This window comes from Pantoea sp. Ae19-2, assembly GCF_059801205.1.
On sequence record NZ_JBCHWE010000001.1, the window covers coordinates 2,567,512 to 2,583,364 of the forward strand.

Below are 15,853 nucleotides of genomic sequence, written 5' to 3' on the forward strand. Positions count from 1 at the left end.
AAGAGTATTGAGATTGGGCACGCAACGCGTGCCCAGTGATGAATCAGACATCCAGCAGCAGACGCGCCGGATCTTCCAGCATCTCTTTCACTGCGACCAGATAGCCGACAGATTCACGACCATCGATTAAACGGTGATCGTAGGAGAGAGCCAGGTACATCATTGGCAGGATCACAACCTGACCATTGACCGCCATAGGACGATCTTTAATGGCGTGCATACCCAGAATCGCGCTCTGTGGCGGGTTGATGATTGGCGTAGACATCAGCGAACCGAACACACCACCGTTGGTGATGGTAAAGTTACCGCCCGTCAGATCGTCAACCGTCAGCTTGCCGTCACGGCCTTTCACTGCCAGTTCTTTAATTTTCTTCTCGATGTCAGCCATGCTCAGCGCATCAACGTCACGCAGGACAGGCGTCACCAGTCCGCGTGGCGTAGAGACGGCAATACTCACATCGAAATAGTTGTGGTACACCACGTCTTCGCCATCGATAGAGGCGTTGACTTCTGGATAACGCTTCAGCGCTTCGACCACGGCCTTGATGTAGAAAGACATAAAGCCCAGACGCACACCATGACGCTTCTCGAACGCATCGCCGTACTGCTTACGCAGATCCATAATCGGCTTCATGTTGATTTCGTTGAAGGTCGTCAACATGGCGGTGCTGTTCTTGGCTTCCAGCAGACGCTCCGCGACGCGCTTACGTAAACGCGTCATCGGAACACGTTTTTCGCTGCGGTTGGCAACAGGCTGCTGAGCCGTTGCTGCACCCGCCGCTGGCGCGGCGGCTTTCTCAGCCTGCGGTTTGTTCGCCAGATGTTTTTCAACGTCTTCACGCGTTAAACGTCCGCCCACGCCGGTGCCTTTGATCTGCGCAGCGTCAAGATTATGCTCCGCAATCAGGCGACGGATCGCCGGGCTGAGCGCATCGCTGCTCTCTTCTTCAAGCGACGCTGTCTGACGCTGGGCTGGCGTGGTGTCATTGCTTTCCGCTTTGGCACTGCTTTCTTTACCCGCACTGTTGCCTTCTTTCAGGCGACCCAGGATCTGGCGGGACGTAACGGTTGCCCCTTCGTCTTCCAGCACGGCTTCCAGCACGCCATCGGCAGATGCCGGCACTTCCAGCACGACTTTGTCAGTTTCAATTTCGACGATGACTTCATCGCGGCTGACTGCATCGCCTGGTTTCTTGTGCCAGGTTGCTACTGTGGCATCTGCAACCGATTCAGGCAGGTCGGGAACGAGAATATCTACGCTACTCATTATCTTTCCTTTTAATTAATTGACGTTCAGTGCGTCATTAACCAGGTCTTGCTGCTGTTGTTGGTGTACGGACATATAACCCACGGCCGGAGAAGCCGATGCCGGGCGACCTGCATAACGCAGGGTGGCACCAAACGGCACGACATCACGGAAATGATGCTGGCTACAGTACCAGGCGCCCTGGTTCAGAGGCTCTTCCTGGCACCAGACAAAGTCCTGTACGTGAGAATAGGCTTTCAATGCTTCCTGTACCGCCTGATGCGGGAACGGGTAAAGCTGTTCGATGCGCACGATGGCAACATCGGTTTTCTCGTCTTTACGACGCTGTTCCAGCAGATCGTAGTAAACCTTACCGGAGCACAGCACGACGCGTTTCACGCCCTGCGGATCCAGATCGTCGATCTCACCAATGGCTGGCTGGAAACTGCCGTTTGCCAGTTCATCCAGCGACGAGATCGCCAGCGGATGGCGTAACAGCGACTTCGGCGACATCACCACCAGCGGACGGCGCATCCCGCGCAGCGCCTGACGGCGCAGCATGTGATACACCTGAGCCGGCGTCGACGGGACGCAAACCTGCATGTTCTGCTCGGCGCAAAGTTGCAGATAGCGTTCCAGACGGGCAGAGGAGTGTTCCGGGCCCTGACCTTCGTAGCCATGCGGCAGCAACATCACCAGGCCACACATACGGCCCCACTTCTGTTCGCCAGAGCTGATGAACTGGTCAATCACCACCTGAGCACCGTTGGCAAAGTCACCAAACTGCGCTTCCCAGATGGTCAGCACGCGCGGCTCAGCCGTGGCGTAACCGTATTCAAACGCCAGCACGGCTTCTTCAGACAGCACAGAATCCCAGACTTTGAACTCGCCCTGGCTGTTATGAATATGGTGCAGCGGCGTATAGGTTGAACCGTTAGCCTGGTTGTGCACGACCGCATGGCGATGGAAGAAGGTTCCACGACCGGAGTCTTCACCCGAGAGGCGAACCGGAATACCTTCATCCACCAGCGTGGCGTACGCCAGATTCTCGGCACCGCCCCAGTCGAACGCTTTCTCGCCTTCGGCCATCAGCTTGCGATCGTTATAGATCTTGGCCACGCGCGACTGCACTTCAATCTGCTCAGGGACCTGGCTGATACGCAATGCCAGTTCCTTCAGGCGTTTCATGTCAACCTGTGCCGGGTAAGGCTCATCCCATTCGTGGTTCAGATAAGGCGACCACGTGAAGGAGTGCAGGCTCATCGGACGCCATTCCGGCACCACGCATTCGCCCGCATCGAGCGCATCGCGGTACAGGTTCACCATCTCGGTGGCATCTTCCTGCGACGCGACACCTTCGCCTTCCAGACGATCGGCGTAAATTTTACGCGGCGTCGGATGCTTTTTGATTTTCTGGTACATCAACGGCTGGGTAGCACTTGGCTCATCCGCCTCGTTGTGACCATGACGGCGATAGCACACCAGATCGATAAACACATCGCGTTTGAAGGTGTTGCGATAGTCCAGCGCCAGGCGGGTAACAAAGGCCACCGCTTCCGGATCGTCAGCATTGACGTGGAAAATCGGTGCCAGCACCATCTTGCCGATGTCAGTACAGTACGGGGTTGAACGCGCATCTTTTGGGTTGGAGGTGGTAAAACCAACCTGGTTGTTAATGACGATACGTACCGTGCCGCCCACTTCGTAGCCGCGCGCCTGAGACATGTTCAGGGTTTCCTGAACCACGCCCTGACCAATCACCGCCGCATCACCGTGAATGGTGATAGGCAGCACTTTATTGCTGACCGGTTCGGCCAGACGATCGAGACGTGCACGTACCGATCCCATGACCACCGGGCTGACAATTTCCAGGTGAGAGGGGTTAAACGCCAGCGCCAGATGCACCAGACCACCTTCGGTTTCAATATCCGAAGAGAAGCCCATGTGATACTTCACATCACCGGTGCCCAGATGCTCTTTGTGTTTACCGGAGAATTCGTCGAACAGATCCTGTGGCTTTTTACCCAGTACGTTAATCAGTACGTTAAGACGGCCACGGTGCGCCATCCCCAGTACCACTTCACGTGTGCCGCTTTTGCCCGCATGACGAATCATCTCGCGCAGCATCGGCACCAGCGCATCACCGCCTTCCAGCGAGAAACGTTTTGCACCCGGGAATTTCGCGCCCAGATATTTTTCCAGCCCTTCTGCCGCGGTCAGCTCTTTCAGGAAACCTTTTTTCTCTTCGCCACTGAATGACGTCTGGCTCGCACCGGATTCGATACGCTGCTGGATCCAGCGTTTCTCTTCGGTGTTATTGATGTGCATATACTCTGCACCAATCGAGCCACAGTAGGTCTGCTTCAGCGCGTCGAACAGATCGGCCAGCTTCATGGTTTCTTTGCCAATGGCAAAAGAACCTACGTTAAAGCTTTCCTGAAAATCGGCGTCGGTCAGATCGTGAAAGGCAGGATCGAGATCGGCAACGCGGTCCTGTTTCCACAGGCCAAGCGGATCGAGATTTGCTTCCTGATGTCCGCGGAAACGAAACGCGTTAATCAGCTGCAGCACTTTCACTTGTTTGGAGTTGGTTGCCGGATCGGTAACTGAGGAGGTGTAACGAGATGCGTCTTTCGCCAGGCGACGGAAATATTCGCGAGTTGCGGAGTGGAACTGCTCAGGTTTCACTCCCGTGCCTGGTAACTGTTGGAACATCGAGCGCCACACTGCATCCACAGAGTCAGGATCGGTCAGGAAATCCTCATAGAGTTGCTCTATGTAAGACTGATTCGCGCCGGCCAGCCAGGAGGAGTCCAGCCAGGGCTTCATCGCGCTGTTCTGCATTGTGATCCCTTAAGCAATGTTATGCTTTTTTGAGGTTTCATTTGTTGCCGCTTTCGCGGTTTGCCGTAGTGAGTTCAGCGATACGAGCACTGTGCGCAGCGCGCGCCCGGCCCGTAAGGGAACCTTTGTAAACGTGGTCGGGACCGCGTTTACAGAGGCTTCCGTAAAATACCGGGAACCTGAGGTTCCCGGTGGTACAACTACGCGCTGCGTTGCAGCAGCATCGACTTAATGTGGCCGATAGCACGCGTCGGGTTTAGCCCTTTAGGACAAACACTTACACAGTTCATGATGCTGTGACAGCGGAAAACGCTGAATGCATCGCTCAGATTATCCAGACGCGCATCCGTTTCCGTATCACGGCTGTCAATCAGGAAGCGGTAAGCGGCCAGCAGGCCTGCAGGACCAATAAACTTGTCCGGGTTCCACCAGAACGACGGGCAAGAGGTTGAGCAACAGGCGCAGAGAATACACTCATACAATCCGTCCAGATGCTCACGCTCGCCCGGCGACTGCAGATGCTCTCGCGCTGGCGGGTTTTCACCGTTATTCAATAAGAAAGGCTTAATTTTCTCATACTGGGCATAAAACTGGCCCATGTCCACCACCAAGTCGCGCACGACCGGCAGGCCCGGTAGAGGACGGATAACGATTTTCTGCTTGCCGTTGCCTAACGCCGAAACCGGCGTGATGCAGGCCAGGCCGTTTTTCCCGTTCATGTTCAGGCCGTCTGAGCCGCACACGCCTTCACGGCATGAGCGACGAAACGCCAGGGTAGGATCCTTCTCTTTCAGACGGATCAGCGCATCCAGCAGCATCATGTCACGGCCGTCTTCCGCTTCCAGGGTATAGTCCTGCATGCGCGGTTTGTCATCGACGTCCGGGTTGTAACGATAGATCGAAAATTCAAGTCTCATGATGATCTCCGCAATTAGTAGGTACGCGCTTTCGGCGGGAAGGCCGCACGCAGTTTCGGTTGCATGTTCACCTCACGGCGCGTCATGCTTTCCGTTTGCGGAACATAGAGGCTATGGCACAGCCAGTTGGCATCATCACGTTCCGGATAGTCGAAGCGGCTGTGTGCGCCACGGCTCTCAGTGCGGTAGTTGGCCGCCACTGCGGTGGCATAAGCGGTTTCCATCAGGTTATCCAGCTCAAGGCACTCAATACGCTGTGTATTGAAGTCAGGTGAGCGGTCATCCAGGCGCGCGGACTTCAGACGCTCACGGATCTCTTTCAGTTCAGCAAGCCCTTCACGCATCGCATCGCCTTCACGGAATACCGAGAAGTTGTTCTGCATGCAGCGTTGCAACGCCTTGCGGATTTCAACCGGATCTTCACCCGTGGTGTTATTTTCCCAGCGGTTGAAACGCGCCATCGCGGCATCAATGTTTTCCTGGCTGGCTTCACGCAGTTCACCCTGCTCTTCCAGACATTCAAGCAGATGCACGCCAGCCGCGCGACCGAAGACCACCAGGTCCAGCAGCGAGTTGCCACCCAGACGGTTCGCCCCGTGTACCGATACGCAGGCGATTTCACCCACCGCGAACAGGCCAGGAATCACTTCGTCTTCACCCTGCTCATTCACACGCAGCGCCTGACCGGTGACTTTGGTTGGCACGCCGCCCATCATGTAGTGACAGGTTGGGATAACCGGAATCGGCTCTTTAATCGGGTCAACGTGAGCAAAGGTACGGGACAGCTCAAGGATGCCCGGCAGGCGCGATTCCAGCACTTCCGCACCCAGGTGATCGAGTTTCAGCTTGATGTGCGGGCCCCATGGACCGTCGCAACCACGCCCTTCACGGATCTCCACCATCATCGAACGGGCCACAACGTCACGACCGGCAAGGTCTTTGGCGTTAGGCGCATAGCGCTCCATGAAACGCTCACCGTGTTTGTTTAGCAGATAACCGCCTTCACCACGACAGCCTTCGGTGACCAGTACACCAGCACCGGCGATACCGGTTGGGTGGAACTGCCACATTTCCATATCCTGCACAGGCACGCCTGCGCGCAGCGCCATGCCAACACCGTCGCCGGTATTGATGTGGGCGTTCGTCGTGGACTGATAAATACGTCCTGCACCGCCCGTCGCCAGAATGGTGGCCTTGGCTTTGAAGTAAACCGTTTCGCCGGTTTCCATGCAGATTGCCGTACAGCCTACGATGGCACCGTCGTCATTTTTGACCAGATCCAGTGCATACCATTCGGAGAAGATAGTGGTTTTATTTTTCAGGTTCTGCTGATACAGCGTATGCAGCAGTGCGTGGCCGGTACGGTCGGCCGCTGCGGCAGTACGCGCCGCCTGCTCACCGCCGAAGTTTTTCGACTGACCACCAAACGGACGCTGATAAACGCGTCCGTCATCAAGACGGGAGAAGGGCAAGCCCATGTGCTCCAGTTCCAGAATCGCTTCCGGACCGACGTGACACATGTATTCAATCGCGTCCTGGTCACCGATGTAGTCGGAACCTTTGACGGTGTCATACATATGCCATTCCCAGTTATCGTCATGGGTGTTACCCAGCGCAACGGTGATTCCGCCCTGCGCGGAGACCGTATGGGAACGGGTCGGGAAGACTTTGGACAACAGGGCACAGGTCTGGCCCGACTGGGAGATTTGCAACGCCGCGCGCATACCCGCGCCGCCTGCGCCGATCACCACGGCATCAAATTCTCTTACTGGTAAACTCATTTACACACCCCACACCACAACAAATCCATAAATTGCATATGACAACAGCGCCACTACGATGACCAACTGCAACAGCAGACGCGTTGCCAGCGGTTTAACGTAGTCCGTTAAGACCTGCCACATACCGATCCAGCCGTGGATCAGAATGGAAAACAGCGTCAGGAGCGTGAACACTTTTGTAAATGCAGAAGCGAAGAAGCCACGCCAGATGTCATACGTCAGCGTGTCTGTCATCACCACGAAACCGAGGAGATAGATGATGTAAAGCGTGATGAGGATTGCCGTCGCGCGCAGCAGCAGCCAGTCCTGAATGCCATTGCGACCCAACGCGGATGCATTGCTTACCATACGAGGACTCCTGCTAAAATTGAAAGCACGACAGTAATACCAAACGTCACCTGCGCAGAACGCTTACCTGCTTCGAGCGTTTCGGCCAGATAACCAAAATCCATTAACATATGACGTATCCCGCCCACTGCATGATAGGCCAGCGCAGTCAAAATGCCCCACATGATGAACTTCGCAAAGAAGCCATTCATGACAGATGCAGCGTGCTGGAAACCTTCAGGAGAAGAGAGGGAAAGACCGAGAAGCCATAACAGGATGCCGAGAGCAACCAGGGTGATGACGCCGGAGACGCGGTGAAGAATGGACGATATTGCAGTAACGGGAAACCGGATCGTCGAGAGATCCAAGTTGACAGGTCTTTGTTTTTTCACGGTTTTGCCCACACAGCTCTTTTTTATTTTGCTTCCTCCGGACATAAGACCTGAACCCTAAACGTGTTCAGACTTTATCCGTCACCAAAATAGCAACATCCAGTGTTAAATGACGTGTTACAAACGCTGGGTGGCTCCTGGTGTCAGGGTATTCCGGAGACCTGGCCGGAAGTATAGGACGATCACATTCTGATTACAATTCCCCTACAAACTCTTTGGAGAATTTTGGGTGGAACAGTGATCATTCTCACGTTTTTCACAATTCATACAAATTTAATTATCTGATTTGACAATAGTTCAACAATTCAGTTACAAACTATCCCGATAAAATCCTATGATGCACAAAAGTTATGGGGATACACTTTCTCCTAAGCTCAAGTTATGTAACATTGCCACTAACAGCTTTTAAAACCATCAGGTTATTGGTTACAAAGAAGTTATGTCCTGACCGGATCTTTAACAACCGCGATATGCACATGTCACGGCTTTACATTTCCTGTGGAACGCGCCTCTCACTCTGTACCCTTCACTGCTTATAATGCAGAGTGACATCGTGAAGTACTGCCTAAATGCAACATGCGCGCGTTTCAGGTGTCGAAAGATCCTTACCTGCCCAAGGCGCTATGGAGACGAAAATGACAGATAAAAAAGTGACGCTAACCCTACCCGACGAAAAGCCTATTGAACTGAAAGTGCTGCAAGGCACGCTGGGCCAGGATGTCGTCGATGTCCGCGAACTGGGTTCTAACGGCCTGTTTACCTTCGATCCTGGTTTCACGTCTACCGCGTCCTGCGAGTCAAAAATCACCTTTATCGATGGCGATGAAGGTATCCTGCTTCACCGTGGTTTTCCCATCGATCAGTTGGCCACCCACTCTAACTACCTGGAAGTGTGCTATATCCTGCTGAATGGTGAAGCCCCGACGCAGAAACAGTTTGAAGAGTTCAAAGTCACCGTTACCCGCCACACCATGATTCATGAGCAGATCACGCGTCTGTTCCACGGCTTCCGTCGCGACTCACATCCAATGGCTGTGATGTGCGGCGTGACTGGCGCCCTGGCCGCGTTTTATCACGACTCGCTGGATGTGAACATTGAGCGCCATCGTGAAATCGCCGCTTTCCGCCTGCTGTCTAAAATGCCTACCATGGCAGCGATGTGTTACAAGTATTCAATCGGCCAGCCGTTCGTTTATCCACGTAACGACCTTTCCTACGCCGGTAACTTCCTGCACATGATGTTTGCAACGCCTTGTGAAGAATACAAGGTCAACCCTGTGCTTGAACGCGCCATGGATCGCATTCTGATTCTGCATGCCGATCACGAGCAGAACGCCTCAACCTCAACCGTCCGTACGGCAGGTTCATCAGGCGCTAACCCGTTTGCCTGTATCGCGGCCGGTATCGCCTCCCTGTGGGGACCGGCGCACGGTGGCGCAAACGAAGCCTGTCTGCGCATGCTGGAAGAGATCAGCACCGTTGAACACATTCCAGAATTCGTACGTCGTGCAAAAGACAAAAACGACTCCTTCCGCCTGATGGGCTTTGGTCATCGCGTTTACAAAAACTATGACCCACGCGCGACCGTCATGCGTGAGACCTGTCATGAAGTGCTGAACGAGCTGGGCATGAAAGATGACCTGCTGGAAGTGGCGCTGGAGCTGGAACACATTGCGCTGAATGACCCGTACTTCATCGAGCGTAAACTCTATCCAAACGTGGACTTCTACTCCGGTATTATCCTGAAAGCCATGGGCATTCCGTCTTCCATGTTTACCGTGATTTTTGCCATGGCACGTACCGTTGGCTGGATCGCCCACTGGAAAGAGATGCACGACGAAGGCATGAAAATTGCCCGTCCGCGTCAGCTGTATACCGGTTATACCGAGCGCGACTTTACGTCACAGCTGGATAAATAAGCCTGTCGCCTGGGCGAATATCGCACCGGGCCATCGACGACAAAACGGCTATGCTGACAAGGCATAGCCGTTTTTTTTGCCCGAAGGATGCAGGTTTCGTTGAGGCCGGACAGGTTTAACCTTATCGCTAAAGATGCTGTCGGATCACGGCAAAATGTTACTTTTTCGCGGCTGTTTCGCCAGCCTGAGCCGCTCTGAATTTGCGCCACTCATCCCGCGTCACCTCCCAGAGTTCGGAGTCATGTTCGCCTGAAACATAGCGTTGCTTTCCCGTTCTGATACAACGCATACCGCTCTTAACCGAGATAGCGACCGACCGCACGTTTGCTGCGGCTTTGGGCGTTCTTAATACCGGTTTATTCAGCACATTGAACCAGTAATCGGTAACGGCATTGCTGGCCTCCGACATGTAACCCTGCCCCTGCCAGTGGGGTACTAACCAGAAGCCGCGATGGTTGTCCGGCGTGTCCATCAGGCTGATGACCCCGATCAGCATCGTCTCCGCTTCCCTGCGCCGTATCGTCCAGTACCAGCCTTTTCCCGCCTCAACAGCGGGTAATGCCACGTTCGCAACAAAGTCTCTGGCGGCGCCGTCCGGATAGGGCCAGGGCACCGAATCGATCAGGTAACGGACAATTTCCCATTGGGGAAACGCCACCTGAATCGCATCCGCGTCCTGCAGGGTGAGCGGTTTTAAAACCAGCCGTTCGGTCAGGATTCCAGGCGTCATGATGATCTCCCTGCAGCAGAAAACGGAATGATTAACGGAGCCTGCCCGTCAGGCCCGCCTGTCTTTTATACCTGACAGCCCGGACACCAGTAAAATGGCCGGGAGGATAAAACGCCCTTCTCAATCACCGTGCCGCAGCGCCGACACGTCTTGCCCTGACGATGAAAGACTTCAAAACGAAAGGCAGCTTCGCTGTGATACTTTTTCATTGTGCCACGCATGCGGTAGGCATGACGCGGTACGGACAGCAGCGCGTCGCTGAAGGCGTCAAGCTGTGACTCGCTCAGTGACTGCGCGTTATGGTTTGGAAGCAGCTGTGCCAGCCAGAGGATCTCCACGCGCAGATAGTTGCCTAATCCGGCCAGAAACGCCTGGTCCAGTAATAAACCGCTGAACTGGCGACGGCGGAAGCGCGCTGAGAGCAGGCGCTGCTTTACCTCCTCCGGCGTCAGCGCGGGGCTTAACACATCAGGCCCAATGCGATTCAGGAACGGATGACTGGCCAGGGTTTCCGCATTCAGCAATTCAATATCCGAAGCGCTGTACAGCAGGATGGCCTGGTCTGCCGTTGCCAGGCGCACACGTAACTGCCGTTTAGTCTCGGGCTGCACGTCTGGCGACACGATGCGCCAGACGCCGTAAAGTTGATTATGCGAATAGAGCGTCAGACCATTGCTGAAATGTGTCAGCAACGCTTTGCCGCGCGTTTCAATCGACGCTACCTTTTCCCCCACTAATGTGGGCTCATAAGTTTTTAATGCAGGGAAAGCAAACCAGACGTCGGCCAAAGGCTTCCCGACAATGGCCATTTCAAGCTGATCCGCCACACGGCGAATCTCCGGTCCTTCTGGCATCACTCGTCCTCTTAATGGGTTGCGCCACCCGCTTCCTTGAGATCGTTGGCGGTTTCCAGCGTGGTCTGCACCGCAATTTTCAGCGCCTCGATCACGGTTGCGGCGGGCATGCTGGGTGCGCCAGGATGGTGGACCGCCTGCTCTGGCAGGTAAGGGATATGAATAAATCCGCCACGCGCCGCGCTGTCATGTTGATGCAGCCAGTGCAGCAGACCATACATCACCCGGTTACAGGTAAAGGTGCCGGCGGTTTGCGACACCGAAGCCGGAATACCGGCTTTGCGCACGGCGGCCACAATGGCTTTGATCGGCAGGCGTGAAAAGTAGGCGGCCGGGCCATCCTGCGCAATCGGCTCATCCACGGGTTGATGGCCCGCGTTATCGGGAATACGGGCGTCATCAACGTTAATGCCGATGCGCTCGACGGTGATATCGCTGCGCCCACCCGCCTGCCCCACAGCAATAATGGCATCCGGCTTAATCTCTTCCAGCGCCTGATACAACACGTCCAGCACCTCGCTAAAGACCACCGGCAGTTGGCGCGTCACGATACGTGCCCCGCCAATCTGCTGGCCTTCAAGCGCGCTGACCGCCTGCCACGAGGGATTAATGGATTCGCCACCAAAGGGCTCAAACGCCGTCATCAATACCGTTTTCATGCTGCCTCACAGAAACATCAGGAAATAGAGTAAAAACACGTTAACAATTAACAGTAGCACACCGGTTGGGACCTGAGCTTTGATGACCGCGTTACGATCCGGCAACTCCAGCAGCGCGGCGGGCACGATATTAAAGTTCGCGGCCATTGGTGTCATTAAGGTTCCGCAGTAGCCGGAAAACATGCCGATTGCCGCCATGACAGCCGGATTACCACCATGTTGTAGCACCAGAATGGGAATGCCCACACCGGCGGTAATAATCGGGAAAGCGGCAAAGGCGTTGCCCATGACCATAGTTAACAGCGCCATGCCAACAGCGTAAACGGTCACGGCAATAAAGCGGTTATCGACCGCCAGATAATGTTCGGTCAGATGCGAGATGGCGCCGCCCACGCCCGCAGCGGTGAACAACAGCCCCAGCGTGGCCAGAATTTGCGGTAGCAGGAAAGCCCAGCCCACACAATCCAGCAGACGCCGGGTTTCCTGCATCGACTGAACCGGCTTCTCATGCGTCAGTTTCATGGCGATTAGCCAGCCCAGCAGGCAGCCCACCGTCATGGAAAACAGCGTGACCAGGGTGGAATGATTGCCGGGTCCAAATACCCCGCTCTGCAAACCGGGAATATTATTAAAGGCCAGAACGCCAATCACCGTTACGACAGGAATCGCTAACGCAGGCAGAAAGAGTTTATTTTTAAGGCGTTGTGCGCTGGCCTCTTTTTCCTCTTCGCTACGTTGATGGTAGCGACCAAGCTTTACGCCACCACAGCCGGCAATTAAGCCCATCAGCACAACTGCCACGCCCACGGTAATATGCAGGGTTCGCGTGCCGCTCTGTGTAGATCCCATCAGCTGTGACATCAGCTGCGTTGTCCAGTCCCCCACCAAAAAAATCAGACCGTATAAGCCCCAAAACAGGCCGGTGGTAAAGCGACGTGGGTTCCCGCTGTCACGCCAGGATAAAAAAGCCACGACCAGCAGAATCACGCCAGCCAGCCACATCAAATATTGTTGCTGGAACATTAGCGATCTCCTCTGGCGTTGATGGCCTGGCTGTTGATGGCACTCAGTTCACGCGCGAGCTGACGGTCCAGCCTTATCAGGCGCGCGGAGTGAATCAGAAAAGCCGCAATGGCCGTTGGAATGCCCCACAGCGCGATATGCAGCGGCTCGGTCTGAATACCGGCGGACTCCTGCATAAAGTTGTGCATAAAGATGATGGCGCCAAAGGCGACAAAGATATCTTCGCCAAAGAACAGGCCGACGTTATCCGTCGCAGCGGACATGGCTCGCAGGCGATGGCGAATCTCAGGCGACAGTTCACCGTAACGGCTTTCGCTGGCCCCTTCGGCCATCGGTGCCAGCAGCGGTCGCACCATTTGCGGGTGACCACCCAGGCTGGTCAGCCCCAGCGCCGCAGTGATCTCGCGTACAAACAGGTAGATGATGAGCAGTCGCCCTGCCGTCGCCGTTTTAATCTGTGCGATCCACGTCTGGGCACGCTGTTTCAGACCATGGCGCTCCAGCAGGCCAATGACCGCCAGCGGCAACAGCAAAATAAGCGGCAGATTGCGAGTATTCAGGAAGCCCTCGCCCAGTTTTTGCAGAATATCGCCCAGCGGCATCATGGCGGCAATCCCGGTGACGAAGCCCGCAACGATTACCACCAGTACCGGATTAAAGCGTAAAACGAAGCCTGCGACGATGGCAGCAATGCCCAGTAGTGGCCAGAGATTCACTACGCTGTCCATATTTTCCCCTTGTGATAGACCAAAAAAAGCCTGAGCTTATCAGCCCGGCGGTGCTGTTTTATTGACTGGTTACAGCAATATTGTTATTTGCGAAGCTGGCCCGTAATCGTTGAGCGAACTGCAGCGCGTGTGCGCCGTCACCATGCACGCAGACGGTCTGCGCGTTAACCGCTACCCACTCACCACTTACGCTTTTTACCCGCCCCTGCTGCACCATCATCAACGTCTGATCGATTGCCTGAGCTTCCTCTTCAATTAATGCGCCGGGTTGACCGCGGGGCACCAGAGCACCGCTGCTGAGATAACCGCGATCGGCAAAAACTTCCTCGCGGGTTTTCAGGCCATGGTGCGCCGCCGCACGAATCGATTCGCTGTTCGCCAGCCCCACGACGATCAGTCCGGCATCGACGGCCTTAACGGCACGCGCAATGGTGTCCGCCAGGCCCGCGTCGGCGGCAGCCTGGTTATACAACATCCCATGCGGCTTTACATGGACCAACGATTGCCCTTCGCTCTCCGCCAGGCTTTTCAATGCGCCGACCTGATAGATGATTTGTGCGTAAAGGGTTTCTGGCGGCAGTTGCATGGCGCTGCGGCCAAAGTTTTCACGGTCAGGGAAGCTGGGATGCGCACCAATCGCCACACCAAACGCTTTGGCCCAGCGAACGGACTGCAGCATCATTTCTGCATCGCCCGCGTGAAACCCGCAGGCGATATTGGCGGAGCTTACCAGTTGCAATAGCGCACGATCGCTACTGCCGCCCTCGCCCAAATCGGCGTTTAAATCAATTTTCATTAGCCAGTCCCCATGCCATTTGATCCAGGGCGAGCTGTTGCTGCCGCTTTGCCGCCTGCGCTTCCTGAGTCGTGCAGAGAATAAAATGGATCGGTTCCCCCAGACGGATCTGCGCCAGATGGTAGAGATCGCTCTCTATCACACAGGCGATGCGCGGATAGCCCCCGGTGGTTTGTGCATCCGCCAGCAATACAATGGGTTGTCCGTTTCCCGGCACCTGAATAACGCCGGGTACCAGTCCATGAGATAGCAGCTCGCGTGAGGCCTCACGCTGCAAGGTTGGCCCCTGCAAACGGTAGCCCATGCGGTTGCTTTGCGGATTGAGTGTCCATGCCGCTCGCCACAGCTTTTGCTGTGCCTCTTCACTAAACTCATGATATTCCGGCCCCGGCAGTGCCCTAATGCGATTGCCCCACAGCAACTGCTTTACCCCTTTCTTATGCGTAAAGGGCTGCCCCGATTTGCCCAGAGGAATACGATCGCCATCCTGCAACGTGCGCCCCTGGAAGCCGCCAAACCCGGCTTTGATATCTGTGCTGCATGAGCCCAGTACCTCTGGGACATCGAATCCTCCCTGTATCGCCAGATAACTGCGCATACCGTGAACCGGTTTCTTTAACACCAGCACCTGGCCTTTTTTAACCGGCAACCGCCAGCAGGTCCAGACGGGTTTCCCGTCCAGTTCGGCCTGACAGCCGGCGCCCGTCAGGGCGAACCAGCCATCGCGTCTGAACTCGGCTTTAAACTGGCCCAGGACAATTTCCAGAACGGCGCTGCCCGGCGGATTACCGACCAGTAAATTTGCCGTGATCATGGCAGGCTGATCCAGAACGCCACTGACGCCGATACCGTACTGACGCCAGCGGTTGCGGCCCAGATCCTGAATGCTGGTGGCCAGCCCCGCCCGAAGAATTGTTAACATATACCTTCCTTTTGCGGCACAAACCGGACTTTGTCGCCGGGTTGCAGCAACGTCGGTGGCTGCTGTTGCGGAGTGAAAAGCGCCACCGGGGTTTGACCAATCAACTGCCAGCCGCCCGGAGAAGCCAGCGGATACACGCCCGTCTGGCTCCCGCCTATTCCCACCGAACCTGCCGGTACGGCTACGCGAGGTTCCGCGCGGCGCGGCATGTGCAGGCGGGGATCAAGCCCGGCCAGATAGGGGAATCCCGGCTGAAAACCAATAAAAAAGACGTCGTACTCGCTACTGCTGTGTAACTCGACCACCTGCTTTGCTGACAGTCCAGCATGATCCGCCACCTGAAGCAGATCGGGGCCTGCTTCACCGCCGTAGATAACCGGCACTTTTACCAGACGAGACCCGGTGGCCTGCGCTTCGCTTTCCAGCCACCACTGCTGAAGCTGCGCTGTGGCCTGCTGCGCGTCAGAGGGCGCCTCCTCCAGCAACAACGTGAGGTTATTCATGCCGGGAATCACGTCCCGTATCGCGCCATGTGACTGTAAGCGCTCGCTCAACTGCCATATTCGCTGCTGGCTGGTGAGGGAAACCGGCGGAGCCAGCTCCAGCACCACCGCGCGTTCGCCCAGCATGTAGCATCGTGTTTCTTGCAACGCGCACCTCCCGGTTAAAAAAATGGTTGCGCTCAGGCAGTATGCTGGCGTCCAAAAGCAGGCAC

General features: G+C 55.6%; 15 protein-coding genes. 1 reads left to right on the forward strand and 14 read right to left on the reverse strand.

The features are described 5' to 3' along the window. Positions 1-43: 43 nt before the first annotated feature. The 6 genes from odhB to sdhC all read right to left on the reverse strand — a co-directional run bounded on the left by odhB (position 44) and on the right by sdhC (position 7,552). Positions 44-1,267, reverse strand: a complete 1,224-nt coding sequence (gene odhB, locus AAIE03_RS11910; RefSeq protein ID WP_013025064.1) for a 2-oxoglutarate dehydrogenase complex dihydrolipoyllysine-residue succinyltransferase — start codon at positions 1,265-1,267, stop codon at positions 44-46. Between the two features lie 15 nt (positions 1,268-1,282). Next, positions 1,283-4,090 (reverse strand): 2-oxoglutarate dehydrogenase E1 component, encoded by a 2,808-nt coding sequence (gene sucA / locus AAIE03_RS11915; RefSeq protein ID WP_013025063.1) that lies wholly within the window; start codon positions 4,088-4,090, stop codon positions 1,283-1,285. A 200-nt stretch (positions 4,091-4,290) separates the two neighbouring features. Further along, the gene (locus tag AAIE03_RS11920; protein WP_013025062.1) at positions 4,291-5,007 is read right to left on the reverse strand and encodes a succinate dehydrogenase iron-sulfur subunit; all 717 of its coding nucleotides are present in this window, start codon (positions 5,005-5,007) and stop codon (positions 4,291-4,293) included. A 14-nt stretch (positions 5,008-5,021) separates the two neighbouring features. Beyond that, the gene (gene sdhA / locus AAIE03_RS11925) at positions 5,022-6,788 is read right to left on the reverse strand and encodes a succinate dehydrogenase flavoprotein subunit (protein ID WP_013025061.1); all 1,767 of its coding nucleotides are present in this window, start codon (positions 6,786-6,788) and stop codon (positions 5,022-5,024) included. After that, positions 6,789-7,136, reverse strand: coding sequence for a succinate dehydrogenase membrane anchor subunit (sdhD, locus tag AAIE03_RS11930; RefSeq protein ID WP_013025060.1), 348 nt, complete (start codon positions 7,134-7,136; stop codon positions 6,789-6,791). Next, positions 7,130-7,552, reverse strand: coding sequence for a succinate dehydrogenase cytochrome b556 subunit (gene sdhC / locus AAIE03_RS11935; RefSeq protein ID WP_013025059.1), 423 nt, complete (start codon positions 7,550-7,552; stop codon positions 7,130-7,132). Before sdhC ends, sdhD begins: the two co-directional genes overlap by 7 nt. A 590-nt stretch (positions 7,553-8,142) precedes the next feature. On the opposite strand from sdhC, the gene AAIE03_RS11940 reads away from it, so the two are divergent. Further along, positions 8,143-9,426, forward strand: a complete 1,284-nt coding sequence (locus tag AAIE03_RS11940; protein ID WP_014606294.1) for a citrate synthase — start codon at positions 8,143-8,145, stop codon at positions 9,424-9,426. Between the two features lie 157 nt (positions 9,427-9,583). On the opposite strand, the gene AAIE03_RS11945 is transcribed toward AAIE03_RS11940, so the two are convergent. The 8 genes from AAIE03_RS11945 to pxpB all read right to left on the reverse strand — a co-directional run bounded on the left by AAIE03_RS11945 (position 9,584) and on the right by pxpB (position 15,788). Continuing rightward, positions 9,584-10,156 (reverse strand): GNAT family N-acetyltransferase, encoded by a 573-nt coding sequence (locus tag AAIE03_RS11945; RefSeq protein ID WP_019104976.1) that lies wholly within the window; start codon positions 10,154-10,156, stop codon positions 9,584-9,586. 65 nt (positions 10,157-10,221) lie between these two features. After that, the gene (nei, locus tag AAIE03_RS11950; RefSeq protein ID WP_105083055.1) at positions 10,222-11,010 is read right to left on the reverse strand and encodes an endonuclease VIII; all 789 of its coding nucleotides are present in this window, start codon (positions 11,008-11,010) and stop codon (positions 10,222-10,224) included. A gap of 11 nt (positions 11,011-11,021) precedes the next feature. Beyond that, complete coding sequence (gene pcp / locus AAIE03_RS11955) at positions 11,022-11,669, reverse strand: pyroglutamyl-peptidase I (RefSeq protein ID WP_014593191.1); 648 nt, start codon at positions 11,667-11,669, stop codon at positions 11,022-11,024. Positions 11,670-11,675: 6 nt separating this feature from the next. Then, positions 11,676-12,692, reverse strand: a complete 1,017-nt coding sequence (locus AAIE03_RS11960; RefSeq protein WP_014606296.1) for a DUF979 domain-containing protein — start codon at positions 12,690-12,692, stop codon at positions 11,676-11,678. After that, on the reverse strand, positions 12,692-13,420 hold the full coding sequence (locus tag AAIE03_RS11965; protein ID WP_013025053.1) for a DUF969 domain-containing protein: 729 nt from the start codon (positions 13,418-13,420) through the stop codon (positions 12,692-12,694). The genes AAIE03_RS11960 and AAIE03_RS11965 overlap by 1 nt, the downstream gene beginning before the upstream one ends. A gap of 58 nt (positions 13,421-13,478) precedes the next feature. Beyond that, positions 13,479-14,216 carry a 5-oxoprolinase subunit PxpA gene (pxpA, locus tag AAIE03_RS11970; RefSeq protein ID WP_014606297.1) on the reverse strand — a complete coding sequence of 246 codons (738 nt, stop codon included), beginning with the start codon at positions 14,214-14,216 and terminating at the stop codon, positions 13,479-13,481. Then, positions 14,206-15,138, reverse strand: coding sequence for a 5-oxoprolinase subunit PxpC (gene pxpC, locus AAIE03_RS11975; protein ID WP_498563018.1), 933 nt, complete (start codon positions 15,136-15,138; stop codon positions 14,206-14,208). The genes pxpA and pxpC overlap by 11 nt, the downstream gene beginning before the upstream one ends. Continuing rightward, positions 15,132-15,788 carry a 5-oxoprolinase subunit PxpB gene (pxpB, locus tag AAIE03_RS11980; RefSeq protein WP_013025050.1) on the reverse strand — a complete coding sequence of 219 codons (657 nt, stop codon included), beginning with the start codon at positions 15,786-15,788 and terminating at the stop codon, positions 15,132-15,134. Before pxpB ends, pxpC begins: the two co-directional genes overlap by 7 nt. Positions 15,789-15,853 lie beyond the last annotated feature (65 nt).

Excerpts from the sequence above, each read along its gene's own strand:
- odhB (WP_013025064.1), bottom strand. The coding sequence starts at position 1,267 with ATGAGTAGCGTAGATATTCTCGTTCCCGACCTGCCTGAATCGGTTGCA.
- sucA (WP_013025063.1), bottom strand. The coding sequence starts at position 4,090 with ATGCAGAACAGCGCGATGAAGCCCTGGCTGGACTCCTCCTGGCTGGCC.
- AAIE03_RS11920 (WP_013025062.1), bottom strand. The coding sequence starts at position 5,007 with ATGAGACTTGAATTTTCGATCTATCGTTACAACCCGGACGTCGATGAC.
- sdhA (WP_013025061.1), bottom strand. The coding sequence starts at position 6,788 with ATGAGTTTACCAGTAAGAGAATTTGATGCCGTGGTGATCGGCGCAGGC.
- sdhD (WP_013025060.1), bottom strand. The coding sequence starts at position 7,136 with ATGGTAAGCAATGCATCCGCGTTGGGTCGCAATGGCATTCAGGACTGG.
- sdhC (WP_013025059.1), bottom strand. The coding sequence starts at position 7,552 with ATGTCCGGAGGAAGCAAAATAAAAAAGAGCTGTGTGGGCAAAACCGTG.
- AAIE03_RS11940 (WP_014606294.1), top strand. The coding sequence starts at position 8,143 with ATGACAGATAAAAAAGTGACGCTAACCCTACCCGACGAAAAGCCTATT.
- AAIE03_RS11945 (WP_019104976.1), bottom strand. The coding sequence starts at position 10,156 with ATGACGCCTGGAATCCTGACCGAACGGCTGGTTTTAAAACCGCTCACC.
- nei (WP_105083055.1), bottom strand. The coding sequence starts at position 11,010 with ATGCCAGAAGGACCGGAGATTCGCCGTGTGGCGGATCAGCTTGAAATG.
- pcp (WP_014593191.1), bottom strand. The coding sequence starts at position 11,669 with ATGAAAACGGTATTGATGACGGCGTTTGAGCCCTTTGGTGGCGAATCC.
- AAIE03_RS11960 (WP_014606296.1), bottom strand. The coding sequence starts at position 12,692 with ATGTTCCAGCAACAATATTTGATGTGGCTGGCTGGCGTGATTCTGCTG.
- AAIE03_RS11965 (WP_013025053.1), bottom strand. The coding sequence starts at position 13,420 with ATGGACAGCGTAGTGAATCTCTGGCCACTACTGGGCATTGCTGCCATC.
- pxpA (WP_014606297.1), bottom strand. The coding sequence starts at position 14,216 with ATGAAAATTGATTTAAACGCCGATTTGGGCGAGGGCGGCAGTAGCGAT.
- pxpC (WP_498563018.1), bottom strand. The coding sequence starts at position 15,138 with ATGTTAACAATTCTTCGGGCGGGGCTGGCCACCAGCATTCAGGATCTG.